At 50.3% G+C, this 26646-nt stretch carries 22 protein-coding genes, 1 pseudogene, 1 CRISPR repeat array and 1 other annotated feature; of the genes and pseudogenes, 19 read left to right on the top strand and 4 right to left on the bottom strand.

All coding sequences use genetic code 11. The annotated features are described in order from the left end of the window. Positions 1-27: 27 nt before the first annotated feature. The 9 genes and pseudogenes from ACI1P2_RS04320 (at position 28) to ACI1P2_RS04280 (ending at position 8146) form a co-directional block, all read left to right on the top strand. Complete coding sequence (locus tag ACI1P2_RS04320) at positions 28-999, top strand: dipeptidase (RefSeq protein WP_355317180.1); 972 nt, start codon at positions 28-30, stop codon at positions 997-999. Between the two features lie 161 nt (positions 1000-1160). After that, positions 1161-1733 carry a phosphate propanoyltransferase gene (gene pduL / locus ACI1P2_RS04315; protein WP_355317178.1) on the top strand — a complete coding sequence of 191 codons (573 nt, stop codon included), beginning with the start codon at positions 1161-1163 and terminating at the stop codon, positions 1731-1733. A 211-nt stretch (positions 1734-1944) separates the two neighbouring features. After that, complete coding sequence (gene miaB, locus ACI1P2_RS04310; RefSeq protein ID WP_355317176.1) at positions 1945-3498, top strand: tRNA (N6-isopentenyl adenosine(37)-C2)-methylthiotransferase MiaB; 1554 nt, start codon at positions 1945-1947, stop codon at positions 3496-3498. 26 nt (positions 3499-3524) lie between these two features. After that, positions 3525-3977 carry a RicAFT regulatory complex protein RicA family protein gene (locus ACI1P2_RS04305; protein ID WP_408976129.1) on the top strand — a complete coding sequence of 151 codons (453 nt, stop codon included), beginning with the start codon at positions 3525-3527 and terminating at the stop codon, positions 3975-3977. Between the two features lie 77 nt (positions 3978-4054). Then, positions 4055-4465 carry a PaaI family thioesterase gene (locus ACI1P2_RS04300; protein WP_355317174.1) on the top strand — a complete coding sequence of 137 codons (411 nt, stop codon included), beginning with the start codon at positions 4055-4057 and terminating at the stop codon, positions 4463-4465. Positions 4466-4532: 67 nt separating this feature from the next. Further along, the gene (locus ACI1P2_RS04295; RefSeq protein ID WP_355317172.1) at positions 4533-5324 is read left to right on the top strand and encodes an NUDIX domain-containing protein; all 792 of its coding nucleotides are present in this window, start codon (positions 4533-4535) and stop codon (positions 5322-5324) included. 24 nt (positions 5325-5348) lie between these two features. Further along, positions 5349-5909 (top strand): cysteine hydrolase family protein, encoded by a 561-nt coding sequence (locus ACI1P2_RS04290; RefSeq protein WP_355317170.1) that lies wholly within the window; start codon positions 5349-5351, stop codon positions 5907-5909. A 61-nt stretch (positions 5910-5970) separates the two neighbouring features. Continuing rightward, on the top strand, positions 5971-7431 hold the full coding sequence (locus ACI1P2_RS04285; RefSeq protein ID WP_355317168.1) for a nicotinate phosphoribosyltransferase: 1461 nt from the start codon (positions 5971-5973) through the stop codon (positions 7429-7431). Between the two features lie 171 nt (positions 7432-7602). Beyond that, positions 7603-8146: pseudogene (locus ACI1P2_RS04280) on the top strand (AAA family ATPase). 186 nt (positions 8147-8332) lie between these two features. On the opposite strand, the gene ACI1P2_RS04275 reads toward ACI1P2_RS04280, so the two are convergent. Beyond that, positions 8333-8848, bottom strand: a complete 516-nt coding sequence (locus tag ACI1P2_RS04275; RefSeq protein ID WP_355317166.1) for a MogA/MoaB family molybdenum cofactor biosynthesis protein — start codon at positions 8846-8848, stop codon at positions 8333-8335. Between the two features lie 197 nt (positions 8849-9045). On the opposite strand from ACI1P2_RS04275, the gene ACI1P2_RS04270 reads away from it, so the two are divergent. Next, entirely contained in the window at positions 9046-10080 is a 1035-nt protein-coding gene (locus ACI1P2_RS04270; protein ID WP_355317164.1) for a CobW family GTP-binding protein, read from the top strand. A gap of 95 nt (positions 10081-10175) precedes the next feature. Then, positions 10176-10505, top strand: coding sequence for a four-helix bundle copper-binding protein (locus tag ACI1P2_RS04265; RefSeq protein ID WP_355317162.1), 330 nt, complete (start codon positions 10176-10178; stop codon positions 10503-10505). A 233-nt stretch (positions 10506-10738) separates the two neighbouring features. Beyond that, positions 10739-11716: direct repeats of the CRISPR family, unit length 32 nt; unit sequence GTTACTCCCTGCACGGGAGTATGGATTGAAAG. Positions 11717-11889: 173 nt separating this feature from the next. Here the strand turns inward: ACI1P2_RS04265 and ACI1P2_RS04260 are convergent. Further along, a complete protein-coding gene (locus ACI1P2_RS04260) occupies positions 11890-12801 on the bottom strand; it encodes an SDR family oxidoreductase (protein WP_355317160.1) in 912 nt (303 codons plus the stop codon). A gap of 249 nt (positions 12802-13050) precedes the next feature. On the opposite strand from ACI1P2_RS04260, the gene ACI1P2_RS04255 reads away from it, so the two are divergent. The 8 genes from ACI1P2_RS04255 to ACI1P2_RS04220 all read left to right on the top strand — a co-directional run bounded on the left by ACI1P2_RS04255 (position 13051) and on the right by ACI1P2_RS04220 (position 23580). Then, positions 13051-14028, top strand: coding sequence for a LacI family DNA-binding transcriptional regulator (locus ACI1P2_RS04255; RefSeq protein WP_355317158.1), 978 nt, complete (start codon positions 13051-13053; stop codon positions 14026-14028). A 395-nt stretch (positions 14029-14423) separates the two neighbouring features. Next, on the top strand, positions 14424-15752 hold the full coding sequence (locus ACI1P2_RS04250; protein ID WP_355317156.1) for an ABC transporter substrate-binding protein: 1329 nt from the start codon (positions 14424-14426) through the stop codon (positions 15750-15752). A gap of 58 nt (positions 15753-15810) precedes the next feature. Next, positions 15811-16695: a carbohydrate ABC transporter permease gene (locus ACI1P2_RS04245; protein WP_355317155.1), complete on the top strand. Its 885-nt coding sequence runs from the start codon at positions 15811-15813 to the stop codon at positions 16693-16695. After that, positions 16695-17522, top strand: a complete 828-nt coding sequence (locus ACI1P2_RS04240; RefSeq protein ID WP_355317153.1) for a carbohydrate ABC transporter permease — start codon at positions 16695-16697, stop codon at positions 17520-17522. Before ACI1P2_RS04245 ends, ACI1P2_RS04240 begins: the two co-directional genes overlap by 1 nt. 84 nt (positions 17523-17606) lie before the next feature. After that, positions 17607-19022: a glycoside hydrolase family 32 protein gene (locus ACI1P2_RS04235; protein WP_355317151.1), complete on the top strand. Its 1416-nt coding sequence runs from the start codon at positions 17607-17609 to the stop codon at positions 19020-19022. Between the two features lie 639 nt (positions 19023-19661). Continuing rightward, positions 19662-20018, top strand: a complete 357-nt coding sequence (locus tag ACI1P2_RS04230) for a nucleotidyltransferase domain-containing protein (protein ID WP_355317149.1) — start codon at positions 19662-19664, stop codon at positions 20016-20018. 435 nt (positions 20019-20453) lie between these two features. After that, positions 20454-20685, top strand: a binding site (T-box leader). Between the two features lie 61 nt (positions 20686-20746). Continuing rightward, positions 20747-22486 carry an arginine--tRNA ligase gene (gene argS, locus ACI1P2_RS04225; protein WP_355317147.1) on the top strand — a complete coding sequence of 580 codons (1740 nt, stop codon included), beginning with the start codon at positions 20747-20749 and terminating at the stop codon, positions 22484-22486. A 104-nt stretch (positions 22487-22590) separates the two neighbouring features. Continuing rightward, positions 22591-23580, top strand: coding sequence for a protease complex subunit PrcB family protein (locus ACI1P2_RS04220; RefSeq protein WP_355317145.1), 990 nt, complete (start codon positions 22591-22593; stop codon positions 23578-23580). 396 nt (positions 23581-23976) lie between these two features. Here ACI1P2_RS04220 and ACI1P2_RS04215 read toward each other — a convergent pair whose 3' ends face one another. Next, the gene (locus ACI1P2_RS04215) at positions 23977-24591 is read right to left on the bottom strand and encodes a TetR/AcrR family transcriptional regulator (RefSeq protein ID WP_355317143.1); all 615 of its coding nucleotides are present in this window, start codon (positions 24589-24591) and stop codon (positions 23977-23979) included. Next, positions 24563-26104 (bottom strand): phytoene desaturase family protein, encoded by a 1542-nt coding sequence (locus ACI1P2_RS04210; RefSeq protein ID WP_355317141.1) that lies wholly within the window; start codon positions 26102-26104, stop codon positions 24563-24565. The genes ACI1P2_RS04215 and ACI1P2_RS04210 overlap by 29 nt, the downstream gene beginning before the upstream one ends. Positions 26105-26646: the final 542 nt, after the last annotated feature.

Here is a 26646-nt window from a genome sequence, read left to right as displayed (position 1 = left end):
GAGCTCAGGGAAAGGAGATTTTTTGTAATGACAACCTTTCATCAACCGTGGCAGGTAGCCGATTTTCATTGTGACGTATTGAGTAAGATGATGCTAAACTCCGCGCTCGATTTCAATCATCCGGAGCTGGATGTGACACACAAGAGACTGCAAGCGGGGGGAGTGAAGCTGCAGACGTTTGCAATCTATATACCTGCCGGGGCGGGAAACCCGGGAATAGACCATGTTGCCCGGCAGATTCAAATCTTCAGGGAAAAAATAGCCGGTCCGGAGGGAGAGCTAAAGGCGCTGCTTTGGCGTGAGGAAGCGGAACAAATTGCGCAGTCTGACCGCCGGGATATATGGGGACTGCTCTCCTTGGAAGGAGTGGACGGACTCGAAGGCAATCCGTTTTATGCCGATTTATGCTTTGCGCTGGGAGTCCGGTTTATCGGATTAACCTGGAACTTTGCCAATTGGGCTGCGGACGGTGTAATGGAGCGGAGAAACGCAGCGCTGACCAACAAGGGAAGAGAACTGGTGCAGCGCTGCAATGAGCTGGGCCTGCTGCTGGATGTATCGCATTTAAGTGAAAAAGGCTTTTGGGAGGTCATGGAGCAAAGCGCACGGCCGCCGATTGCATCGCACTCCAACGCCGCGGCTGTTTTTCCACATCCAAGAAATTTAAACGATGAACAAATCAAAGCGCTGATCATCCGAAACGGAAGGATCGGGTTAACCTTTGTGCCGATGTTTTTGCAGGAGAAGGGCAGCCCTCCTATGAACCGCTTGCTTAACCATCTGGAGCATATCTGTGCTTTGGGAGGGGCGCAGCATATCATGTTCGGTTCGGACTTTGACGGCATTAAGGAGCATGTTATCGGACTGGAGCATCCAGGCTGCTATCCAGCTTTGACAGAGCTGCTGCTGAAACACTTCCCAGAAGAGCTGGTGAAAAGGTGGTTGTGCGGCAGCGCTGTATCCTACTTACAGGAAAATCTCCCGAAACAACGAAATTAGCAGCTAAAACACCGGAATGCGCAAATAGGCTTCCAAGCACTGGCTGGCAAAAGCGACAGTTTAGAGAACATTTGTGCAATCCGGTTTTCTTTCTTTTGCAAAAAGGAGTATAATGGCATAGGTTTGCATGGATTGTTATAGAGAAAAAGGAGTGACACACGATGAGTAAAATCGTATCTGTAGGCGTTTCCGGGCGCCACATTCACCTGACACAAGAACACATTGAGGCTCTGTTCGGAGCAGGTTATCAATTGACTGAATTCAAGCCCCTGTCCCAGCCTGGACAGTTCGCTGCCAATGAAACCGTTGCGGTCATCGGCCCTAAAGGCACGTTTGAAACTGTTCGTATTCTGGGCCCGGCACGTCCTGAGTCCCAGCTTGAAATTTCCCGTACCGATTCTTTCGCTCTGGGTGTAAAAGCGCCTGTGCGCGAATCCGGCAAAATCGATGGCACGCCTGGCATTACGGTCAAAGGACCGGCAGGTGAGCTTGAACTGGACAAAGGTGTGATCGTGGCTGCCCGCCATATTCACTTCCATACGTCGGATGCCGAGAAATGGGGCATTCAGGACAAGCAGCTGCTGAAAGTGCGTGTAGGCGGCGAACGCGGCCTGGTGTTCGAAAACGTGCTGGCCCGTGTATCCGATTCCTTTGCGCTGGACATGCATATTGATACGGATGAAGCGAACGCAGCCGGCGTGAAGAATGGCGATTCTGCGGAAATCGTTGAATAATAGCTAGCTTTCGATAAGAGATTCAGCCTTCGGGCTGGATCTTTTTTAGTTGGTTTTGAGGATGTGCGTCCCCGCGAGGTTGGCCTGCAGCCGCTGTGTCCGCCTGCCATGGCTAAGCCGTTCAACTCATGTTATAATATAGCGTAATGCCTATTTGTATAATATAAGCGCTGTAAGCGTGGAATAGATCGGATTAGGAGTGATCCGCCGTATGGCCAAAGAAACGAAAGACTACTCGAAATATTTTGATTTTTCTGACGCAAAAGTCATTTCAGAGGATGAGAATGGCAAAAAGATACGCATCCGCGGTCGGGAAATCAATATCCTATCGGAGCCGAACCATCGTCAGGAGAAACAGCGCGGCAAGGAAAACATCAATGTGCTTTATGAACATGCCGTGCCCGAAGAGCTCAAACATCTTGGCAAAGGGAAAAAGTATATCGTCTACACCTATGGCTGCCAAATGAATGAGCATGATACAGAGACAATCAAGGGTATGCTTGAACAGATGGGCTACTCTTCAACAGAAGACCGGAAAGAGGCGGATCTGATTTTGCTGAACACCTGCGCAATTCGGGAGAATGCGGAGGACAAGGTGTTCGGCGAGCTCGGCCATCTGAAGCATCTCAAAACTGAAAAGCCCGATATGCTGCTTGGGGTCTGCGGCTGCATGTCGCAGGAGGAGGCGGTTGTCAATCGTATCCTGCAGAAACACGGCTTTGTGGATATGATTTTCGGCACCCATAACATCCACCGACTGCCTCATTTGATCAAGGAAGCGCTGTTCAGCAAAGAGATGGTCGTTGAGGTATGGTCCAAGGAAGGCGACATTATCGAAAACCTGCCCAAGAAGCGTGAAGGCATGCGGGCATGGGTGAACATTATGTACGGCTGTGACAAGTTCTGCACCTATTGCATCGTGCCGTTTACCCGCGGCAAAGAACGGAGCCGCCGTCCGGATGACGTCATTGCCGAGGTGCGGGAGCTTGCCCGTCAAGGCTTTAAAGAAATTACGCTGCTGGGGCAGAATGTTAACGCGTACGGTAAAGATTTTACGGATATCCAATACGGCTTCGGTGATCTGATGGACGATATCAACAAAATCGATATTCCCCGCATTCGTTTCACCACTTCGCATCCGCGGGACTTTGACGACCGCCTGATTGAAGCGCTGGCGAAAAGAGGCAATCTGGTGGAGCATATCCATCTGCCGGTACAATCCGGAAACAGTGCAGTGCTGAAGAAAATGAGCCGTAAATATAGCCGTGAGCATTACCTTGAACTGGTGGGGAAAATCAAACAGGCTATCCCGGATGTGGTGCTTACAACAGACATTATCGTTGGCTTCCCGGGTGAAACGGATGAGCAGTTTGAAGATACGCTGTCGCTTGTGCGGGAGGTTGGTTTTGATTCAGCCTATACATTTATTTACTCTCCACGTGAAGGAACACCTGCGGCCGTTATGGAAGATAATGTGCCCATGGAGGCTAAAAAGCAGCGTCTGCAGCGTCTGAACGACACGATTGCCGAATACAGCCGCGACGCTAACGAGAAGCTGCGCGGGCAGATCGTGGAAGTGCTCGTTGAGGGTGAAAGCAAAAACAACGACAAGGTGCTTGCGGGTCGTACCCGAACCAACAAGCTCGTTCATTTTACCGGTACGCCGGATCTCATCGGCACTTTCGTGCATGTTAAAATCACGGATGTAATGACCTGGTATATCAAAGGTGAAATGGTTGCCGAACCGGTAGCTGTGGAATCCTAAAGATCAACAGATTGGAGCGATAGACTGTGAGGGAAGATCGAGTGCAGGAAGATGTGCTGAATCCGGCGAAGAACGATCAGGAATATCCGGTCTTTCGCCAGGATATTTTGCATAAAACGCAAGAGCTGGCCCAGTTGCTTCAGAACAGCGAGGAAGTGCAGCATTTCCGGAAGGCGGAAGACAAGGTCAAAAACCATCAGCGCATACAGCAGCTGATTGCTGCCATGAAGAAAAAGCAGAAGGAAATCGTAGCTTTCGAATCGCTTAAAAATACAGCAATGGTGTCGAAAATTGAACAGGAGATCGAACAGCTTCAGGCAGAGCTTGACGGCATCCCTGTCGTGACTGAATTTCAGCAGAGCCAGGTGGAGATCAACGAACTGCTTCAGATGATCATGGGGGCCATCCGCGACACCGTATCGGAAAAAGTGAGTGTGGAGACAGGCAAGGATTCACCTTCCTCCAGCTGCAGTGACTAACCTGATATCAGGTGCGGAAGCATATGCTTCCGTGCCTTTTTTGCCATTTGCATTTTTTAGACAAGGAGAGAAACAGCATGGACGTACTGCGTAAGATGATTGAAGAAGGGGAGAATACATTTTGGGGTTTTCTGGGCTGCCGCTTTCTGAGTGCCGAGAACGGGGAGATTCGGATCGGCCTCGAGGCGAGAGAGCAGCATACGAATTCCATGGGCATCATTCATGGCGGTGTGCTCACTTCCCTGATGGACCAGGCGATGGGCATGGCTGCAACTTCAGTGCGCGCTCAGGATGCATGTGTAACAACGAATTTGAATGTGCATTTTCTGTCTGCCATGCATAAAGGAAAGCTGGAGGTAAGAGCACGGGTCATCCACGAAGCAGGCCGGACGATCACAACGGAAGCGGATATCCATGACGAACAGGGCACGCTAGGCTGTATGGCTACTGCCACCTTCCGGGTGCTGCGCAGCAGCTCTTCAAAATAACAGGCTTGACATTTCACATTATTACTTCATAATGAAAATATCAAAATGATATAATATGGTGATGACGATGAGTGCAAATAACGATCAGGAATTGGGGCAAGAAGCCGGCTATGATGTGAAGAAATACAGAACTCCGGACGGAGCCCCCGCAGACATCGTTATGTTTACTCTGACGAAGCGGGAACGGAAGACTGTAACCAAAACGCTGCCGATCCGCGAGCTGAAGGTCATGCTGATCAAACGCCGCCGCTGGCCGTTCGAGGGACGCTGGGCGCTGCCGGGCGGATTTTGCCGGGAAAACGAGTCGATTGAAGGAGCGGCCAAACGCGAGCTGATGGAAGAAACGGGCGTCGATGGTGGGCATCTGGAATATTTGGGTGTATACAGCAAGCCTGGCCGTGATCCGCGGGGTTGGATTATATCCCATGCGTTTTTTGCGCTGGTGGAGGAATGGATGCTGGAGGAGCGGCAGGCGGCGGACGATGCTTCCGAAGTCGGTCTGTTCACCATTCAGGAGGCGCTTGAGGAGCTGGAGCTGGCTTTTGACCATAAAGAGATCATTCAGGATGCTTACCGCCAGATTCAGCTGCAAATGCTGCAAACGACGATAGCAAAGCAGTTTTTGCCGCCTCATTTTACGCTCGGGGAGCTGTATCAGGTCATTCAGAGTGTTGTGCCGGATTTTGAAGAGCCCAACTTTATCCGCAAAATTACGTCCACCCGCAGCAGACAGGGCATTCTGGAAGAGGTGAGGGATGAGCAGGGCAATCCGCTCAGCTCCAATCAGTATTCACAGCGGCCTGCGCAGCTGTACAGATTCAGCGACAGAACGATTCCGCGGTTGTCCATATACACATGAAATCAATCATGGGGAGTGGGAGCTATGAAAGCATTGATTGTTATTGATTATACGAATGATTTTGTGGACGGAAGCCTGCCTGTTGGCCAGCCTGCGATAGATTTGGATGAGCGGATCGCTGATATTACACAGCGCTTCCTCGATCAGGGTGATTTCGTGGTCATGGCTGTGGACCTTCACGAGGAAGGGGACCCGCACCATCCTGAGACGAAGCTTTTTCCGCCCCATAATATCCGGGGCACGTCAGGCCGTCTGCTGTACGGCAAGCTGCAGCAGGTGTATGAACGCAATCAGGAATCGGTTTTCTGGATGGATAAAACCCGTTACAGCGCATTCTGCGGTACGCCACTGGAGCCAAAGCTGCGGGAACGGGGCATAACCGAGGTTCATCTGATCGGAGTATGCACCGATATTTGTGTGCTTCATACGGCAGTGGACGCTTATAATAAAGGCTTTGATATTACGGTTTATAAAGATGCGGTGGCAAGTTTTAACCAGGCAGGCCATGAATGGGCCTTGGGACATTTCAGCGGCAGCCTTGGCGCGCGCGTCGTATCGGCGGAAGAAGATCTTCTGAAGCGCTGAGCGGTATTACTCAGCAGAGAGTGAACACAGCAGCCGGGGATAGGAGAAAGGATGAAGAACGATGCAGACCAGTCTTGCTTTACATACGGACAAATATCAGATTAACATGATGTACGCTCATTGGGCTAATGGCACACACCAGCGCCGTGCAGTGTTTGAGGCTTATTTCCGCAAGCTTCCATTCGGAAACGGTTATGCGGTATTCGCCGGTCTGGAACGGATTGTAAATTACGTTTCCAGCCTAAAGTTCACCGAAGAGGATATCCGTTATCTGGCGAAGCAGGAGGAGCAGTATGATGAACGCTTCCTGGAGGAGCTGCGCCAATTCAAATTCCACGGAACGATCCATTCCATGAAGGAAGGGGCTCTTGTATTTCCTAATGAGCCCCTGGTAAGAGTGGAAGGCACGATTATGGAAGCACAGCTGGTTGAAACGGCCTTGCTTAATTTTATGAACTACCAGACGCTGATTGCGACCAAGGCCTCACGGATCAAACAGGTGGCCGATGGGGACATGCTGCTTGAGTTCGGCACCCGACGCGCCCAGGAAGCGGATGCCGCCGTATGGGGCGCACGTGCCGCATATGTGGCGGGATTCCACGCCACCTCCAATATGTTGGCCGGTGAACGGTTCGGAATTCCGACGGCAGGCACGCACGCCCACTCCTGGGTGCAGAGCTTTATGTCCGAGCAGGAGGCGTTTGACGCCTATGCGAAGGTGCTGCCGGATCAGGTTACGCTGCTGGTGGATACGTTTGATACATTGGAGAGCGGCTTGCCCCATGCCATTAAAACGGCCAAAATGCTGGAGGCGCAGGGGAAACGCATGAAAGCCATCCGTCTCGACAGCGGAGATCTGGCTTATCTGTCCATTCAGGCGCGCCACATGCTGGATGAAGCGGGGCTGGAATACGTCCAGATTGTTGCTTCCAACGATCTGGACGAGAACACGATCTTCAACCTTAAAGCGGAAGGTGCACGCATTAACACCTGGGGAGTAGGCACCCAGCTGATCACCGCTTCGGACCAGCCTTCCCTGGGCGGCGTTTACAAGCTGGTGGAGCGGGAACAGGACGGGGAAATGGTGCCGACGATCAAAATTTCCGCCAATCCGGAGAAAGTGTCCACCCCTGGTAAAAAGGATGTCTACCGGATCGTCGATCAGAAGACCAAAAAGGCCGTGGCCGATTATATTTCATTCCCGGACGAAGATCGTCCGCGTAACGGCAAAAAGCTGAAGCTGTTCAATCCTGTGCATCCTTATCTGAAAAAGTATGTCGCCAATTATGACGCCATCCCGATGCTGGAGCCGATCTTCGTGGATGGGGAGCAGGTCTACGATCTGCCGTCGCTTGATGATATCCGCAGCTACCACCGCGAGCAGCTCGCTCTGTTCTGGCCGCAATATTTGCGCAAGCTGAATCCGGAGATTTACCGCGTGAATATCAGCCAGAAGGCATGGGAGCTGAAGCAAAAGATGATTGACAGCTATATGGCTGCAGAACCAGAGCATGACGAATAATACGCAATTATATTTAAAGGCATCTGCCCGATATGGGTCAGGTGCCTTTTAGCTTTTTCGCCAGCTGTCATAAGACAGGAAAGCGGTACGGTAAAAAAATTTCCAAGTTCGTCATTAAATCAGCTGTTTTTATTTGTATAATATGGGGGACAAGAAAGGAGCGATAATTGTATGCCGACAGAATACCCCAGTATTATATTAATTACCGGGATCATGGCAAGCGGGAAATCAACCGTAGCGCAGATGCTATCCGAACGGTTCGGGAAATCGGTGCACCTGCGGGGAGATATTTTTCGAAGAATGATTGTAAATGATCGCAAAGAAATTCAGCCGGACGCGGGGACTGATGAACTGGATCAGCTGCGGCTGCGGTACAGGCTGGCTGCACAAGCCGCAGAGATGTATGTTCAAGCAGGGTTTACCGTTGTAGTACAGGATGTCGTCGTTGGCTCCGTGCTGAACGATTTTGTATCTTATATCAAGAACAGCCCTTTTTATGCCGTGGTGCTTTGTCCAAACCCTGAAGCTGTTGCATTAAGGGAGGCCGGTCGTGTAAAAAAAGGCTACGGTGCTTGGAGTGTTGAAGGGCTGGACAATGTACTGCGCAATGAAACACCCCGCATTGGACTTTGGTTAGACTCGTCTGAATTGACCCCCTGAAGAAACCGTTAACGAAATTATGGCGAGATTGCAAAATGAGGCATTGCTATCATAAAGGATCAAAGGATAGGATAGTCCAAGTAAAAGTAGAAGCAGTCCGGGACATTATGTTCTCTGCTGCAGCTGTTTCTTCTCACAAATGATATGTAAGGGAATACTACTTACAGCGCGTGAAAGGCGAACTGAGATTAGCTGCTTAGTCCGCCTAAAGAATCCGCCGCAATCAACAAGCACGGAAGCATCAGGCTTTGTAGATTTCCCGCATGACATGGCGCAGCTCCGGGATAATGATGCGTTCCATGGCAAGCTTGACGGCCTTGGGAGATCCCGGCATGGAGAAAACAACGGTTCGTCCTACTGTGCCAGCAATCGCTCTGCTCAAAATGGCCGCAGGCCCGATATCCTCCGTATAGCTTAAATAGCGAAAAATTTCCCCAAAGCCAGGCAGCTCCTTATTCAGCAGTGAAGCAACGGCTTCATAGGTGGTGTCCCGCGGTGAAATGCCTGTCCCGCCTGTCAGCAGCACCGCTTCAATTTCATGGGATGTTGACGCCTCAAACACCAATTGGCGGATGCCTTCGTAATCGTCCTTTACAATTACGTACTTGACCACGTTATATCCGTTTTCCGTCAGCAGCTGCTTTAACAGTTGGCCTCCTGTATCTGTCTCTTCCGTTCGGGTATCGGATACGGTAACGACCATGCAAGCCACTTCATCCGGCGCTTCACGGCGGTGTTCCTCGACGGTTGAATTCATGAATATACCTCCTTGTAAGCTCAGTGAACATTTGCACTCATTACAATAATAGGAGTTGCCGCCCTCGATATCAACTTAGGCTGCAGCAGAGGAGCGCAGCTTGTTCCCGGCTTTCGGTTATAGTACACTCGTTACATTAACTTTTCATCAAATATTTGAGAGCTCGATATACAGATTTAGCTTCACAGGAGGTTGTTATGGAACAGTCAGTACCCGTTTACATACTATCAGGCTTTTTGGGAAGCGGAAAAACGACATTGCTGCAGCGGATGCTGGCCGCTTTTCGCGCTGAGGGCAAACGCCCGGCGGTCGTCATGAATGAACTGGGAGAGGTGAATTTGGACGGCCAGCTGCTGGATTCCCAGGTCCCGACGGCAGAGCTGCTTGGAGGTTGTATCTGCTGCTCCATCAGGGGAGACCTCAGTCTTCAATTGGCTGAGCTGGTGCAAAAGGAGGCTCCGGACGTCATTATCATTGAGGCCACTGGAGCAGCCGATCCGATGGATATTCTGGAAGGGGTGTCCGAAACTTCGCTGTATGTCCGGCTGGAGCTGCGCGAGTTGATTACGGTCGTGGATGCCCTACATTTATATGACCTGTATCAGGAGCAGCGGGGCAAAACCTACCGGCTGATGCAGGAGCAAATCCGGTGCGCATCGCTTTTGATTTTGAACAAAACAGACCGGGTGGGTGAAGAGGCCCGCGCCAAGCTAAACGAACTGCTGCGCCAATGGAACGCTTATGTGTCGGTATTGGAGGCGGTTCAATGTGATGTCTCTTTGGAGAGCCTGCTGAATGCAGATAAAGCTGGCATTGAGCTGAGGGAAGCGCAGAGGAGTCAGGCGCAGCACCATCATGCCAAGTCCTGCGGACATGACCACGGGCAGTCCTGCAGCTGCAGTGACAGCCAGGAGCAAACCAAGCATGAGCACCATGATTCACATGCACATGTGATGGCGTACACCCACTATTTTGCAGGGCCAGTCAACAGTGTGGAATTTGAAAAGCTGCTGCGGGAGCTGCCACGTGATGTGTACCGTGCCAAAGGGATTTTGACATTCAATGATACGAGCGGCAGATTCCTGTTCCAGTATGCCTACCGGGAATCGGATTTTATGAAAATCAGCCCGCAGGGCGAAGTGCAGGATGTGGCCGTATTTATCGGAGAGCATTTTGACAAGGAAGAAATGAGGCAGAGATTGTCCGCTTTGGAGGCTTCGCCGGTGAATTGATACTTGCTTGCCGAAAAAAACTATATTGATTAGCGCTCCGCTTGAACGGGTAAAGAAAAAACAAGGTCAATTTAACAATCGGGAGGTACCAGAGCATGAACCATTCCATAGAGAAGTGCATCGAAGCATGTCTTGAATGCATGAACGCCTGCAACGTATGTTATGTAGCGAGCTTGAAGGAATATGAATTGGAAATGCTGCGGGAATGCATCCGTTTGGATCGTGAATGCGCGGAAATCTGCTCCTATACAGCACAAGCGCTGGGACGCGGAACAGAATTTGCGGCGGAAATTTGCGCCTTGTGTGCCCGAATCTGCGAAGCTTGCGCAGCCGAATGTGGCAAGCACCAGCACGAGCATTGCCAGCAGTGTGCGGAAGCGTGCCGCCGCTGTGCCGAAGCATGCCGTATTATGGCCGTTGCCTGAGTTGGAAGCTTAACTGGGAAATAGAAAAAACGCCTGCTAGGGATCCAGTCTATAGAAGGCTGGGTGCGAACCCCAAGCCCACATGAAATCCCCGGGAGATTCGCACCGCCAGGTTTTAAGCGACTTTCTCGCGGCTTTTCTTAAAAATGGCCTTCTTCTACATGCTATCAAATTCGGGGTTCGCACTTTTAAGCCCCAAAACCCTTATGGAACAAGGGCTAAAACAGCCCGCTGTTACTCCCTGCACGGGAGTATGGATTGAAAGAATCCACATTCCCGCTTGGAGAATGACTGTCCCCGTTACTCCCTGCACGGGAGTATGGATTGAAAGAATCCCGGAATGCTGTACTTGTCTGAGACTTTTTTGATGTTACTCCCTGCACGGGAGTATGGATTGAAAGTAGCATCCCATTATTTAATCGCAAACCGGAAGCCGTGTTACTCCCTGCACGGGAGTATGGATTGAAAGGGTTCGCTCCTGAAACAAGAATTACCCATGGAAACGGTTACTCCCTGCACGGGAGTATGGATTGAAAGATGACTCCTACCGAATTTTATCTTCCAGTCTTGAAGTTACTCCCTGCACGGGAGTATGGATTGAAAGTGCATACCTTACGACACAACTGTTAGATTCCATAGTTACTCCCTGCACGGGAGTATGGATTGAAAGATTGGCGATGTAGAAATATGCAATTGTGTCTCTAGTTACTCCCTGCACGGGAGTATGGATTGAAAGATTCCGATAGTGACTTTCAAGCAAACTGCTGAAGCGTGGTTACTCCCTGCACGGGAGTATGGATTGAAAGCTGATCGAAGAGCGGTACATGACCGTTGAACACGAGTTACTCCCTGCACGGGAGTATGGATTGAAAGCTCCAGCTCCTGCAGGAAGGCCACGCGTTTGTCATGTTACTCCCTGCACGGGAGTATGGATTGAAAGATATTGAATGTCGGATATAACCCCTTCAAGTCCGGTGTTACTCCCTGCACGGGAGTATGGATTGAAAGATATTGAATGTCGGATATAACCCCTTCAAGTCCGGTGTTACTCCCTGCACGGGAGTATGGATTGAAAGATATTGAATGTCGGATATAACCCCTTCAAGTCCGGTGTTACTCCCTACACGGGAGTATGGATTGAAAGGGAAGCTCGTAGAATGTGACATATGGTTTAGCCCTGTTACTCCCTGCACAGGAGTAAGGATTGAAAGCATTAAGGTCATACTTACCTCGAGATATGATATTCTAATGCAAATGGCGGCCGAATTCGGCCGCCAATAGTATTCATGCACTTTATTAACCATACCAGAGATAATTACAGTTGGAAACAACTTTTCCCTTCTCAAGACACCTGTAAGAAATTTCTTTTCGATCACTTGTAAAATTAGCGATAACCCGCAGTATTCGCTGGTTTGCCTGCATCCTGTACTTCTACGAGATAACGCCAGCAGTCCGGCTGTGAGCCATCTAGATCATAAAAACCATACACCTGTGCGAGCTGGCCGCTTGAGACAGAGTGGCCGTTCCACCGTGCTGCATCCGGGTCTCCAGCTAACGCAGCTACGGCGCGTCCCACGTAACGGGGTGTTTCTGATATGGCGAAATGCGGTTCCTTCACAATAACGTCACGCCAGTTTTCTTCTGTAACACCAAAATGCTCAAGCATGATTTCAGAACGCATCCAACCCGGGGTCAATGCTACCGCGGTGCAGTTAAATGGCGCAAGCTCATGGGCTAAAGCCTTGGCCATTCGAATAACAGTGGACTTGGCAAGATCGTAGAACAGCGATATGCGATAATTTTGATCATTGTACTCTGCCGTGCCGTCAGTCATTTCAACAACCAGCCCATTCTTGCTGCGGATTAACAAAGGCAGGGCAAAGTGGCTCGTAATAATATGCGTGTCCACGGCGAGCCGAAGCATGCGCTGCCCCCGTTCAAGCGAGTGCTCCCACAGGGGCACATTCCATTGTGCCAAATATTCGGCACCCCACACATCATTGACCAGGATATCCAGTCTTCCTTGTTCTTTCTCAATTCTTTCGATCAGAGCCTGAACCTGATCAGGCTGCAGATGATCTACTTGAACGGCTATTCCCCTGCCGCCTGCACTATTTACCAGCTCGGCCGTTTCTTCAATCGTTTCGGGGCGGTTATACTCGGAGCGCTGTGCTCGCGTGGTTCGTCCTGTCACATATACCGTGGCTCCCGCTGCTCCTAATTCGATGGCTATTCCTCTGCCGGCACCGCGTGTTGCGCCAGCCACCAAAGCTACTTTTCCATGTAAAGGTTTCATAACTGTGACTCCTTTCGTTGATCTGCCTTCAATGATAACCCTTAATGATGTCACCTTATGTCATATTAATATACCCCTCTAAGTCCTGAAACCAAAGCCGAGGCGCTGCCATGTTATCTGTCTCCCGGAGTAATAAAATTGCAGGAAAAAGCAACCGTTCTGTGTAAGTAATGATAAGTAAGGTTGTATAAGCGGAGTGGAGAGAGTATAGTTTTGTATGTATTTTATTTTGGGCGGAAAGAGGTTAATATGGCAACAATTCACGATGTGGCTATAAAAGCGGGTGTGTCTGTCACCACCGTATCCCGTGTCATGAATAACCGGGGATATCTCAGTGAAGCGACCCGCAAAAAAGTATTTGACGCAATGGCTGAGCTTAATTACCAGCCGAATGAAATAGCACGTTCACTGCTGCGCAAGCAGTCCAATATTATCGGCCTGATTATTCCGAATGTCGCACATCCTTTCTTTAGTGAGCTTGCCAATCAGGTGGAGTATTACGCTTATCAGCATGATTGCAAGGTTCTGCTGTGCAATTCACATATGGACCCTGTTAAGGAAAAAGTGTATATCGACATGCTGAAGCGCAACCGGGTAGATGGCATCATTATGGGCAGCCATACGCTGGAAGTGGATGAGTACCGTCATCTGAACTCTCCGATTGTGACGTTTGACAGGCAGATTGATCCGCATATTCCGTACATATCTTCAGACAATTACCACGGCGGTGAACTGGCTACGGAGCTGCTTATTCGCAAAGGATGCCGGAAAATTGCCCATATATGCGGAAATCTGGAGCTGAACATGCTGTCCAATAAGCGGACTGATGCGTTCCGGGATGTCGTGGACAGGCATGGTGTACAGCATGTAATTGTGGAAACGGATTTGAACGTGTTCGCCCAGAAGGAATACGAACGGATCATCCATCAGCTTGTTCACGAACATCCGGATGTTGACGGAGTCTTTGCAACGAGTGATATTATTGCCGCTGTTGCCATGAAAGAATTTATGCGCGCAGGCAGACGTGTGCCGGGGGATGTGCGCATTGTAGGCTTCGATGATGTAAGCGTTGCATCCTGGGTAACACCAGAGTTGACATCCATAAGACAACCGATCGCGGAGATCGGCAAATTGGCTGTTGAGCTGATTCGCAAACAGGCGGAGGGAGAGGCTGTAGAGCCTGTGAATCTGCTGCCGGTTGAGCTTATTGAGCGTGCTACCACCTAAGGAGATGGGGGGAATCTCAGAAGGTTCGTTGATCTGGAGAGTTCCTTGTTGGTGTTCTAAGGCACTCCGAGAACGAAGCATACCTACAATCGCTGTTGACCCTTCGGGCCAAAGGCGAACGCTCCGCTTTTCCGGAATTGCTTCGTCCTCTCCGTTGCTTTGTGCATATCCATACTTAAAAATAGGAAGAAGCAGCGTCAATCAAAAGAACCTCTCGCGTTTCCTGAAGAGGTAAAGGGTTAAGACAGGGGAAAAGCCGCCCCTGTTTTAATTTTTTTTAGGGATGTCAAAGGTTTGATATGTCAAACGATTGACATAGGTTAAACCTTTGACATATAATTCGGTTGTAAGCGCTTCATGAGAGCTCTGATATTGTAAGAACAGGGGGATAACAAATGACGACGAAATTCAAAAGGTTTCAATGGATGGTCATGCTGCTTCTTTTGGTAATGGTGGTGTCTGCTTGCGGAGGCTCCGGAGGAGAAAGTAATTCGGCGTCCGGGGGAGGGACAGGGGGTTCGGGAGATGTGAAAATTACGCTGCTGAACTCCAAAGGTGAAATTCTGTCACAGCTTGAGGATGCCGTCAAAGCATTCCAGGAAGATCATCCGGGCATTACGGTGGAAATTCAGCCGGTTCCTGCGGGCGGCTCTCCTTTTGAGCGTGCCTCCGCATTATACGCATCAGGCAACCCGCCGACCATGATCATGCTGGATACAGCCGATGTCGAGAAATTCAAGGACCGCATCCTCGATCTGAGCGGGGAGAAATGGAATGCGGATACGGTTGACAACGCTACGACAGCAACAACATTTGACGGTAAAAACTATGCGTTCCCATTCGCAATTGAAGGCTACGGATTTATTTACAACAAAGCCGTCGTTGACAAAGCCGTTGGTGGAAGCTTTGATCCTGCCACAATCAAAACCAGAAACGATCTTGAAAAGCTGTTCCAGCAAATTGAGGCATCCGGGAAAAAATCATTGGTGATCTCGCCGATGGACTGGTCGCTGGGCGCTCATTACTTGCCTCTGGCTTATGCCGGTCAAAGCAAAGACATGGCTGAAGTGGACAAATTCATGGCTTCTTTGAAAGCAGGTCAGGCTAACCTAGCCAACAACTCGGTATTCAACGGACTTATGGATACATTCGACATGATGATGAAGCACAACATCGACCAGGCTTCCCCACTGGCAGGAGCGTATGAACGCGGGCCGGAGCTGCTTGGCAAGGGAGAAGTAGGCCTCTGGTTCATGGGGAACTGGGCGTGGCCGCAAATCAGCAGTTTTGATACCGCTAACAAAGAATACGGTTTCCTGCCTGTACCGATCAGCAATAATGCCGATGATTACGGCAATCAGGAAATTTCGTCCGCCGTATCCAAACGTATTGTCATTGACAAGGAGAAAGCCACACCGGAGCAGCAGGAGGCAGCGAAGAAGTTCCTGAACTGGATCGTCTATGAAGACAAAGGCCAGGATTTCCTTGTGAATAAAGCGAACATTATCCCGGCGTTCAAAAATATTACACTGCCTGCGGCCGACCCGCTCGGCAAGTCTATTCAGGATTACATTGCAAGAGGCAAGTCAGAGCCGTCGATGAGCATGCTGCCTGCCGACCATTGGGCCAAGACGGGAGCGTCCATGCAAAAATATTTGGCAAAACAGAGCGACCGCGCAACATTGGCTAAAGAGATCGAAGACTACTGGAAAACCGTGAAATAAGATTTTTTTTCAAGCGCATTGAACAGGAGAGAAAACCGGAATAAAGAGAGGGATCACCATGATTGCGGAAAAAGGAGTGTTGAATCGGCTGCGGTTGCGGCTGCTGTTTACCGGGCCTACCTTGTTTGCCTTTACGACGGTAATGATCATTCCGTTTTTGTACGGCATCTACCTGACGTTTACGAACTGGGACGGTATTTCGACAACACAATCGCTGGTAGGCATGCAAAACTATCTGGCTGTTTTCCGGGATGCTGAGTTTTGGAAATCATTCGGCTTGACGCTGAAATATGTGTTTTATACCGTCGTCCTGATCAATGTCATCGCCTTTATGCTGGCATACGTGCTGACCAAGGGGTTAAAAGGACAGAGTATTTTCCGGGCAGGATTTTTCCTGCCCAACCTGGTCGGCGGTATTGTGCTCGGTTTTATCTGGCAATTTATTTTCAACTATGTGCTTGTTTATTTGGGGCAAAATGCCGGCATCCAGTCGCTCGCCGCGACCTGGCTGGCCGATCCTGATAAAGCGTTCTGGGCACTTGTCATCGTAACGGTATGGCAAAACGCGGGTTACATGATGGTCATTTACATTGCGGGATTGACTGGTGTGCCGAATGATATTATGGAGGCCGCCAGCATTGATGGGGCAAACAGCTGGGTCAGATTGCGGAAAATGGTGCTGCCCCTGATGGTGCCTTCTTTTATCGTATGTATATTTTTGTCCCTGCAGCGCGGCTTTATGGTCTATGATCTGAACCTGGCGCTCACGAAAGGCGGACCGTTCGACAGCACGCAAATGGTGTCGATGCATGTATATGAAAAAGCATTCCTTTCCCGTGATTATGGTGTGGGCCAGGCTGAAGCATTCGTGCTTTTCCTGATGGTTGCGCTTATTACCCTGCTGCAGGTTTATTTCAGCAAGAAGCTGGAGGTGGAAGCATAATGACAGGCAAAAAAGCTGCTTCCGCTGTGTTCAAATTTATTGTGCTGACCGTCGTGCTTATTTTGTTTATCGTACCGTTCGTTTTTCTGCTGATCAACTCGTTCAAGGAGAACGTGGCCATTACCTCCAATCCGTTAGCGCTTCCCGACAGCTTTAAACTGGCCAATTATACGTATGCGTTCGAAAAAATGAATTATATCGATGCTTTTGCCAACTCATTGATCATCACGGTGTTGGGTGTCATGTGTATCTCGCTGTTCGCGGCCATGACGGCACATTATTTTGTCAGAAACAATACCAGATTCAATCAATATACATTTCTGCTGATGGTGGCTTCCATGATCATTCCGTTCCAGGCCATCATGATTCCATTGGTGAAAATATACGGCTCACTGGATTTGCTGAACAGCAAGTGGTCGCTGATTTACATGTATATCGGTTTTGGCAGCTCGCTGGCTGTATTCATTTATCATGGATTTGTAAAAGGGGTACCGAAGGAGCTGGAAGAAGCGGCCCTGATTGATGGCTGCACACGGGTTCAGACCTTCTTCCGCATCGTGTTTCCGGTACTGATGCCAACGACAGCAACCATTTCCATTCTGAATGTGCTGTGGATCTGGAACGACTTTCTGCTGCCTTCGCTCATTTTGGTCGATCCGGAGCAAAGGACGCTGCCGCTGTCCACTTATAACTTTTACGGAACCTATACCGTGGATTACGGTCCGCTAATGGCAAGTCTGGTACTGACCATTTTTCCCGTCATTATCATCTATCTGTTCGCCCAGAAGTATATTATTCGGGGTGTTATGCAAGGTTCGATTAAATAACTTAAAAGGGTAGGATGCCTTATCAAACAGACTAGAAAGTATACGAGAGAGCAGGCTGATCAATTTATTTCCCAATCGAAGCATATGCTTCGTCCGGACTACAGGTTGAACTATCATTTGATGGCCGAGTTCGGCTGGATGAACGATCCGAATGGATTTATTCACTATAATGGACAGTATCACTTGTTCTACCAGCATTACCCCTACGAGCCGGTGTGGGGACCGATGCACTGGGGGCATGCCGTCAGCCGTGATCTTATGAAGTGGGATTACCTGCCGGTTGCGTTGGCTCCAGACGGTGTGCTCGACCGGGATGGCTGCTTTTCCGGCAGCGCCATTGAGCAGGACGGCAAGCTTGTCCTCATGTACACGGGACATGTCGTAACTGGACCGGACAAAGATCAGGATTACAAGCAGTCACAGGGCATCGCCGTGTCGGAAGACGGGGTGACATTCGAAAAATGGGAGGGCAACCCGGTTATCGGTTATGATGCTGTCCCGGACACGGTTAGCCGCAAAGATTTCCGCGACCCTAAAGTATTCAGGCACGGCGATCAGTATTACGCTGTTCTTGGTTCCAATGACGCCAAGGGGAACGGGCTTGTGCTGCTGTACCGCTCCAATGATCTGCGCAGCTGGACGTATGTCAATGTGCTTGCCAAGAGTGACGGACGCTTCGGTGACAATTGGGAATGTCCAGACCTGTTCCCGCTTGGCGGCAGGGATGTCTTTATGCTCTCCCCGCAGCGCATGCCAGCCCAGGGAGAAGCGTACCGGAATCTGCATTCGACCATGTATGGTATCGGTGATTTTGATCCGGTTGCGGGGACCTTTACAGCAGAGCGGTATGCGCCCGTGGATCATGGTTTCGATTTCTACGCCCCGCAGTCGACGGTGGATGATAAGGGACGGCGTATCATCATCGGCTGGATGGATATGTGGGAGTCGGAGATGCCGACCCAGCAAGGGCATCATTGGGCCGGCGCGATGAGTCTGCCACGGGAGGCGGTCATCGACGGCGGCAGGCTGCTGTTCCGCCCGCTGGAAGAGACGGAGAAATACCGTTCCAATCTGTTCGAGCAGCCGGTTACGGTGCTGACAGGCGAGCAGACCTTGGAGACAGGTGGAGACAGCTATGAGCTGCAGGCTGTATTTCAATTTGAAGCAGGTATAACTGAAGAATTCGGTTTGAAGATACGGGTAGGCAGCGGCGAGGAGACGGTGCTGTCGTACCGTCCTAACGACGGTCTGTTCCGTTTCAACCGTGACCGTTCAGGGATCGGACCGGGGGGCGAGAGGCGAGTACACCTCGGTTTGCAAGAGGGACGTTTGGAGCTGCGCATTTTCGTGGACAAAAGCTCAGTAGAGGTGTTTATCGGCGATGGCGAGTATGTCCTTACCGGCCGCATTTATCCCGGCCCGGAATCGCTGGGCATTCAGGCTTTTGCCGAAGGAACTTGCTCGCTTGTCTCGTTCAGGAAGTGGGATATTTGTATATAGGGTGATGATAGAAGGAGTCCGGCTGGTTGCCGAGGCTCCTTTTTTTCGGTTTTAGAAGTTCGGATAAGAGACTGTTTCCATCTGAATGAAAACCGCAAGAAGGAGACCAGAACTTACAATATTCAAATATTAAATGGCTTTTCAAATAACTCTCCGAATTGGGATTCGGTGTATACCAGTTTTCATTGCTAACAAAAAGGCGGCATCCAAGTACAGGTTTAATGTTACTTAGTTTGGTATAAATTATGCTATTATAAATGGAAGAGTGGCAGATTGTCTGGTGGACGACCGTGAGTGCGAACCCCAAGCGCACATGAAATTCCCGGGAGATTCGCACCACCAGGTTTTATGCGGTTTTTCAAGGTTTTTCATACAAAATGTATTGCTCAAAATGATACTCGATTAGGGGGTTCGCACTTTTAAGCCTCCAAACCCTTACGGGACAAGGGCCAAAACAGCCCGCGTTACTCCCTGCACGGAAGTATGGATTGAAAGAGGTGCAGCAGGCATCGCATCCGGAACGGGCGCATCGGTTACTCCCTGCACGGGAGTATGGATTGAAAGCGGGATACGATTGCTTATTTTTACATCGCAAATGTTACTCCCTGCACAGGAATAAGATAAGGTGGTGTGAGACTTATGCGCAGCTCAGAAATATCTAGTCTGAACTTCCTTGTAGAGAAGGAAAAACTGGTCTTAACAGAAGTGTTACACAAAATTAAAGATCCTTTCAAAGTTAGACAAGCCATTCTCTTTGGATCAAAAGCTCGGGGGGATTTTGAATCGGGAAGTGACATAGATTTGTTGGTTCTGACAGATTTAGAGGATCGTCCTGAGAATAGACACTATTTGTCGGATATGCTTTTTGATATAAATCCGTACTACGAGCCGCCTATAAGCGTAACGTACTTTAACAAAGATGACTGGGACTCAGGAAAAGTACTGCCTACTTTTAAAAGTAACATTTTGAAGGATGGTGTTCAGATTGTCATTTAAAGATGAGGCGGTCAAATCGTTCCTGAAAAGGGCTAAGGGGAAATATTCAGCTGCTTTGGGATTGAAAGCGCTTCATCTAATTGTATTTTATTATAACCACAAAAAGTTACTCCCCGTGCGGGAGTATGGTTTGAAAGTTCCCAATGCCTGCAGGTAAACGCCAGGTTGATGTTACTCCCCGTGCGGGAGTATGGATTGAAAGATAGCGCGGCTGCGTTCGTTGTGTGCCTCGATGTCGTTACTCCCCGTGCGGGAGTAACTTGAAATGTGACCGTGTAAGCCCATCCCAGTGGAGATGGATGAGTTCCTCAACGTGCGTGTGTAAGGATGGAAAGCAATCGTAGACTTCATTTCATCGAATTCATCAATATTTAACGTTAGAAGAGGAAATATAAGCTTGTGTCGAAGCCGCAGAATCAGTATAATAATGTAAATTTAACGTCCGCGAACGGGAGAGTAACCGTACAAGTCTCATAGCAGCGAGCCGGGGTGGTGGGAGCCGGCATGGGGCACACGGTGAAGCGCACCCTGGAGATGGCAGGTCCAGTACGGGAGACCGTAGGCAGATCTGTCCGGCTTACTGCCGTTATCAGTATCGAGGGGAAGAGTCCGAACAAGGGCTCTTCACGAAGAGTGGTACCGCGGCAGCATAGCTTTCGTCTCTTTTATGAGGCGAAGGCTTTTTTGATTTTCAGCTAATATATTTCAGAAAAAGGATGTGTTCGTCCATGATTATGAACATTGCCGCCCAGGTGCTGAGCGGGCCTACAGGCCTGTCTGAGCATGAACTGCTGCAGTTGCTGGAGCAGCCCCCGAATCCCGAGTGGGGGGATGCCGCGCTGCCTTGCTTTGTATTCGCAAAATCACGCCGGATGTCCCCGCAAAACGTAGCGGCTGAGCTCGCCGTGGCCCTGGATCAAACCCACGGTGTGAGCGCGGAAGCAGCTGGACCTTATGTGAATTTGAAGCTTGATCCGGCCGTTTACGCCCCGGCGCTGCTGGAGCAGATCGGCGCAGATGGCTTTGGCAAACTTGACCTGGGACAGGGCAAGCGGGTAGCGATTGACATGTCCTCCCCCAATATTGCCAAGCCGTTCGGAATCGGCCATCTGCGCTCCACGGTGATCGGCGCTGCCCTGTACCGTCTGTTGAGGGAAGCAGGCTATGAGACAATAAGTGTTAATCATTTAGGCGATTGGGGGACGCAATTCGGCAAACAAATTACAGCCTACAAGCGCTGGGGTAAGGACGAGGAACTGGCCAAAGACCCGATCGGCGAATCGCTGAAGCTATATGTCCGGTTCCATGATGAAGCAGAGCAGGACCCTTCCCTTGAGACGGAAGCACGCGACTGGTTCCGCAGACTGGAGGAAGGCGATTCCGAGGCGCACCGGCTGTGGCGTTATTTTGTGGACATCAGCATGCAGGAATTTAACCGGATGTATAAGCGCCTTGGCGTTACGTTTGATCATGTGCTGGGTGAAAGCTTTTATAACGACAAAATGAGACCGGTCGTCGAAGAGCTGAGCAGCCTGGGGCTCCTAGAAGAAAGCGAAGGAGCTATGGTGGTAAGACTGGATGACGAGGGCATGCCTCCATGCCTGATCCTGAAAACGGACGGTACCACCATTTACCCGACCCGTGATCTCGCAACGGCCATTTACCGCAGAAAAGAAATGAAGGCTGACCGCCTTCTGTATGTGGTAGGGGCTGAGCAGAAGCTGCATTTCCAGCAGGTGTTTGCCGTCCTGGGTAAAATGGGAGCCGCTTGGGCTGTGCAATGCGAGCATGTTCCCTTCGGGCTGATGCGCTTTGAAGGGAAGAAAATGTCCACCCGGCGCGGCAAGGTCATCATGTTAAACGAGGTGCTGGATGAAGCGGTGTCCCGCGCCATGGCCGTCATCCAGGAAAAGAACCCTGATCTGTTCGACAAACAAACTGTCGCCGAGCAGGTCGGAATCGGAGCGGTCATTTTTGGCGATTTGAAAAACAACCGGATCAACGAGGTCGATTTTTCGCTTGAGGATGCGCTGCGCTTTGACGGGGAAACGGGACCATATGTTCAATACACGCATGCCCGGATTAAAAGTGTATTGAACCGGTTAAAGGGGCAGCATGCAGGTGGCGAAGCCGATCTGAATACCGGACTTAAGGCTGGACTAAATACTGGTCCGAATACTGAACAACAAATTTCGGTAGGACACACGGGCCAGCTCGGTGAGGCCGGATGGTCCCTGCTCAAACAGCTCAGCCGTTACCCGGAGGCGCTGGAACGCGCGGTGAATCGGCTGGAGCCGTGGGTCATGGCCCGTTTTGCCCTGGATACGGCCCAGTCCTTTAACCGCTTTTACCATCATGAAAGAATCGAGGATGGCGGGCCCTTGCGGCTGCTGATTACTGAGCTAACGGCAGAGCTTCTGGCACGGTCGTTGCGTCTGCTTGGCCTTCATGCCCCGAACCAGATGTAAGGGCCAGTTTATGCAAAAAGATGTTTTTTTCCATAAGGTGAAACCTTTTCACATAACAGGCCGTCTGAGAATACAGAAGTCAAGTCATTTTGGAGGTGCAGATTGTGAAGAAACATAAAAAGAAAGTGATCAGCTTTATTGCAGTTGCCTGCTCGCTCGCGGCAGCATCGTCTGCTTTTGCTTTTGGCGACTTATCCGGTACACAGCTCCAGCAGGTGGAAGCACTTAAATCCAAAGGGATTGTAAACGGAGTATCTGCGGACAAATTTGCTCCGTCACGCACACTGACCGTAGCGGAAGGAGTACAACTGGCGGTGAAATCGATGGGTCTTGAAGCCAAACCGGATGTGACAGACGCATCTTACGCCAACATCCCGGCTGATGCCTGGTATGCACAGGCATTCCAGATCGCTGCCGAGAACGGGCTGCCTGTTTCCGGGGATATAAAACCCGCTTCGCCAATGACGAGAGAACAATTTGCGGACATGCTCTATGAAGCGATCAACACGACTGGGCAGTATCCGGTCATCAAGTTGTACATTTCAGTTGCAGATGAGAAGGACTTTGAAGCGGACTCTCTATGGGCAATCCAATTTCTGCTGTTGACGAAGATCACAAGTCTGGATGAGCAGAGAAATTTCTATCCGAACCGGGAAATTACTCGGATTGAGGCGGCGGAAATGGTATATAATGCCGTCAAATATGTAGAAGAAATGAAGGCCATTCAATCGGCAGAACCATTGCCTACGCCGGAGCAACCAGAGCAGCCTGACCAACCGGACCAGTCGGATAACGTACAGGATCAGGTGACGATGTCCATCGAACCAGTCAGCAGCGCCAAGAACAAAGTCACCTTGACCCGTCATGAAGCGCCGAATCCGGGCTATGGCATCGCTGTAGACCGTGTGGATTATGTCAGTGATTCGGAAGCTGTCATCTATTACAAACTGACTAGTCCGAAGCCAGGTGAAATGAACATCCAGGTGATTACGGACACCCAGACAAGCGTGGAACTGGATAGCAAGTATGAAAAGGTCAGCATCAAGCCTGCGGACAGCAGCGCGGATGCATCCGTCTTTCATTTGGCCCAATAAGGCGAGTCTTTAAATCTGAAAGGCATGTCCTTAAGGAGGCAGACTGTAGCAAGCAGTCTCGAAGAAATAATATTGGATTTAAAAGAGCGAGTATCGGTGGTCGAAATTTCCACCAATACTCGCTTTTTCTGCTATATAGGGCACCGTCCATGAAGGGCGCAAAGCCGAAAACAACGGGAATTTGCTCTAATTCCCACCCTTTTACGCGGCAGCGGAGAGGAAGAAGCAATTCCGGAAAAGCGGAGCGTTCACACCTTTGGCCCGGAGGTCAACAGTGATTGGAGGAATGGTTTTTTCTCGGAGCGTCTCAGGACATGAAAAAGAAGTGCCCCAGGTCAGTCGGCATCTTGGAGCACTTCATTTTTTCACGTGTTCACATATTCGGAAGAAGGCGTCTTACCGGCTCAGACCCCGGAAAAACGTGTCAATGGTGAAGGAAATCAGCTCATCCCTGGAGTCTGCAAGCTGAGTATCAAAGCTCAGCAGCAGCGAAGTCAGGCCGTGCAGCATGCTCCAGATGCTTCTTGCGGTCAGCAGCTCATCAGCGGTCATGATGTAGCCATCATGGACAGCGTTCCTGATTCCGCCTTCCAGCATCTCAAAACCTTGTAACCGATCATTTTCATCCATGAGGATCGAGCTGGCACCTTCCAGGTTGGTAATGAAGAGGACATTGTAATACTCCGGATGCTCAAGTCCAAAACGGACATAAGACTCGCATACGGTTTTCAACACTTCAAAGGAATTTAATCCCTCCGCGCTGGCTTCCTGCTCCCGCTGCCGGAGGGCCTGCAGGAACAATGCATAACCCTCCTTCAGCAGCTCGCTTACGACGGCTTCCTTATTTTCGAAATAATGATAAATGGTCGTTGGTGAGTATTCAATCCGATCCGCAATTTTGCGCATGGATACCTCGGCATAACCCTGGCTCAGAAAGAGCGAGCGGGCGGCCTCGATAATTTTACGGCGGATTTCGTCACTTTCACGTTCTCGGCGTTTGATATGCTTCATGAGTAATATGATGTTCCCTTTCTGTCTGCCCCAATTTGGCTGCGATGCGATCAGCTTCCATTATACCCGAGCCTATGGCCCCTTGAAAACCGCCCCCCGGCTGCGTCCAGGCGCCGACCAGGGACAGGTGGTGCACCGGCGATGTCCGTTTCAGACGCTTGATGCCGGACTGGCGGACGGTTTGCGCGAAGCCGTATACGGCGCCTGCAGGGTTAGCGGTATAACGCTGCATCGTGCGGGGTGTGCCCAATTCAGCAACCGCCACTTTGTCTGTCAGCCCCGGATAATGCTTTTCCAGTTCATCCAGTATGAAGCGTGTTACGGCAGATTTTTTAGCTTTGTATTCGGCACGGTCTGCAGGCCAGTTTTCTAAACGATCTATAAAAGTAACGGCAATACACCCTTTCCCCGGTTCATTGAGCGATGGGTCCATGGCGTTGTAATTGGTAATGCCCCAGTTGCATTTTGCATATTCACCGCGCATGGCTGCCGCGTAATCCATTTCAGAGTCCGGCTCATTGTGCAGAAGCAAATCCTCCTGCATAATGCCAAGCTCATGCGGTTCGCAGGTCAGCCCCAAATACAGCTGGGTCAGCGAAGTCCCGATCTCAAGCTCCGTAATTTTCTCCAGTTCATGCTGGGCGGCAGGATGGTTCTGCAGCAGACGGCCATAGGTCAGCAGCGGGCTGATGCCGGACACAATCCAGTTGGCCTCGCAGACTTCGCCTTTTTTCAATCTTATACCGGTTGCTTTGCTGCCCTTGTATAGGATCTCCGACACCTCGCTGCGCAGATGAACCTCCCCGCCGGCAGATTGGATGACGTCAACCAAAGCGTTGGACAGTGCCTGGCCCCCGCCCTGAATATAATAGGTGCCCTCAAGATGATAACCAAGCCATGGAATGAAAAAGTACAATGCCGCCAGCCGCTTCGGAGGCAGACCATAATAGGGCCAAAGGGCAGTGAAAAATTCCGTGAAGCTCTCGGACAGTCCAAACTGCCGTACAGCCTCCCACGTTGTCATTTGCGTCCAGCGGATGAAGGTGCCTGCTTTAAGCATCGCGGTTGCCTTCCGCCAGGCAGGCAAGGGAGAGGAGAAGGCGGAGAAGCCTTCGGCAAAACTGCGAATACCTGTAAACAGCTTGTCGATGGCTTCCTGTTCGGCCGGGAACATCTTTTTAAGAAGCAGCACGTATTCATCGGCATCGGACGGGATATCAACGATTTGTCCTTCCCAGCGGATGGAGTAGGGGTGCTTTTTGCGCAAAGGCACGATGCCTTTGTCTGCTCCGCATGCTTGCAGCATTTGGCCAAAGCTGCCCTCTCCCAGCCCGCCGACTCCGTGCAAGGCCACGTCAAACAGATACCCCTTCCTGCGGAATTCCGTTGCATAACCACCAGGCAGATTGTGGCTCTCAAACACAGCCGTCCGGTAGCCGAGCCTGGACAATCTTGCAGCACAGGACAAGCCTCCGAGGCCTGCGCCAATGATGATGACATCAAATTTCCTCATCCATGTTCTCTCCTTTAAATTAACGTTGTTATATAAATTAACGGTGTTAAGTTGATTGAATTATAGTCCATATTCCGTGAAAAGAAAAGCCCTGTTTTTTGGCTCAACTAGAAATCGGGGCTTGGCCAACGGGTTCACCTCGAATGATCGATCTATTCGGTACACTTCTTTGCAACGGTTGTCACAGCGCTTATTCGTCCGAAATAATGGAGGTTTCTTTTCTAACGATCGTATGCGCGCTTATCCAGACGAAACAGCCCTTTACCCGTGGAAAAACAAGAAATAAGCTCGCGGGTAACCGTTACACTTTTTAACCACCCATTTTTACTCAAATAGCGTCTCCCACAACCGTTAAGGTTTTCGCGCTTTTATACGTACTCGCACCTATTCCCCTGGTCAAGCACTGATTTCGGTTTTGAGCCGTTTTTTCTAATGACATGGAAAAAGCGCCCTTGGGGAGACATGAGGAACCTGGCTGGTTGCATTCATGTATCACTCCAAAGAGCGCATATTTTAGCGGTTGTTCACTTTATTTCATTCCT

The sequence above is a fragment of the Paenibacillus jiangxiensis genome (genome assembly GCF_046098255.1).
GTDB classification, from domain to species: Bacteria; Bacillota; Bacilli; order Paenibacillales; family Paenibacillaceae; genus Paenibacillus; species Paenibacillus jiagnxiensis.
The sequence above is the reverse complement of the archived record's forward strand: the minus strand, read 5'-3'. Positions and strand labels throughout refer to the sequence as shown.

What these genes read in the sequence shown, in the direction of transcription:
- ACI1P2_RS04210 (WP_355317141.1), bottom strand. Translation starts at nt 26,104, where the DNA reads ATGAGGAAATTTGATGTCATCATCATTGGCGCAGGCCTCGGAGGCTTG.
- ACI1P2_RS04235 (WP_355317151.1), top strand. Translation starts at nt 17,607, where the DNA reads ATGCTTCGTCCGGACTACAGGTTGAACTATCATTTGATGGCCGAGTTC.
- argS (WP_355317147.1), top strand. Translation starts at nt 20,747, where the DNA reads ATGATTATGAACATTGCCGCCCAGGTGCTGAGCGGGCCTACAGGCCTG.
- ACI1P2_RS04300 (WP_355317174.1), top strand. Translation starts at nt 4,055, where the DNA reads ATGGACGTACTGCGTAAGATGATTGAAGAAGGGGAGAATACATTTTGG.
- ACI1P2_RS04240 (WP_355317153.1), top strand. Translation starts at nt 16,695, where the DNA reads ATGACAGGCAAAAAAGCTGCTTCCGCTGTGTTCAAATTTATTGTGCTG.
- ACI1P2_RS04215 (WP_355317143.1), bottom strand. Translation starts at nt 24,591, where the DNA reads ATGAAGCATATCAAACGCCGAGAACGTGAAAGTGACGAAATCCGCCGT.
- ACI1P2_RS04275 (WP_355317166.1), bottom strand. Translation starts at nt 8,848, where the DNA reads ATGAATTCAACCGTCGAGGAACACCGCCGTGAAGCGCCGGATGAAGTG.
- ACI1P2_RS04270 (WP_355317164.1), top strand. Translation starts at nt 9,046, where the DNA reads ATGGAACAGTCAGTACCCGTTTACATACTATCAGGCTTTTTGGGAAGC.
- ACI1P2_RS04265 (WP_355317162.1), top strand. Translation starts at nt 10,176, where the DNA reads ATGAACCATTCCATAGAGAAGTGCATCGAAGCATGTCTTGAATGCATG.
- ACI1P2_RS04260 (WP_355317160.1), bottom strand. Translation starts at nt 12,801, where the DNA reads ATGAAACCTTTACATGGAAAAGTAGCTTTGGTGGCTGGCGCAACACGC.
- ACI1P2_RS04290 (WP_355317170.1), top strand. Translation starts at nt 5,349, where the DNA reads ATGAAAGCATTGATTGTTATTGATTATACGAATGATTTTGTGGACGGA.
- ACI1P2_RS04320 (WP_355317180.1), top strand. Translation starts at nt 28, where the DNA reads ATGACAACCTTTCATCAACCGTGGCAGGTAGCCGATTTTCATTGTGAC.
- ACI1P2_RS04230 (WP_355317149.1), top strand. Translation starts at nt 19,662, where the DNA reads ATGCGCAGCTCAGAAATATCTAGTCTGAACTTCCTTGTAGAGAAGGAA.
- ACI1P2_RS04255 (WP_355317158.1), top strand. Translation starts at nt 13,051, where the DNA reads ATGGCAACAATTCACGATGTGGCTATAAAAGCGGGTGTGTCTGTCACC.
- ACI1P2_RS04295 (WP_355317172.1), top strand. Translation starts at nt 4,533, where the DNA reads ATGAGTGCAAATAACGATCAGGAATTGGGGCAAGAAGCCGGCTATGAT.
- ACI1P2_RS04250 (WP_355317156.1), top strand. Translation starts at nt 14,424, where the DNA reads ATGACGACGAAATTCAAAAGGTTTCAATGGATGGTCATGCTGCTTCTT.
- ACI1P2_RS04245 (WP_355317155.1), top strand. Translation starts at nt 15,811, where the DNA reads ATGATTGCGGAAAAAGGAGTGTTGAATCGGCTGCGGTTGCGGCTGCTG.
- ACI1P2_RS04285 (WP_355317168.1), top strand. Translation starts at nt 5,971, where the DNA reads ATGCAGACCAGTCTTGCTTTACATACGGACAAATATCAGATTAACATG.
- pduL (WP_355317178.1), top strand. Translation starts at nt 1,161, where the DNA reads ATGAGTAAAATCGTATCTGTAGGCGTTTCCGGGCGCCACATTCACCTG.
- miaB (WP_355317176.1), top strand. Translation starts at nt 1,945, where the DNA reads ATGGCCAAAGAAACGAAAGACTACTCGAAATATTTTGATTTTTCTGAC.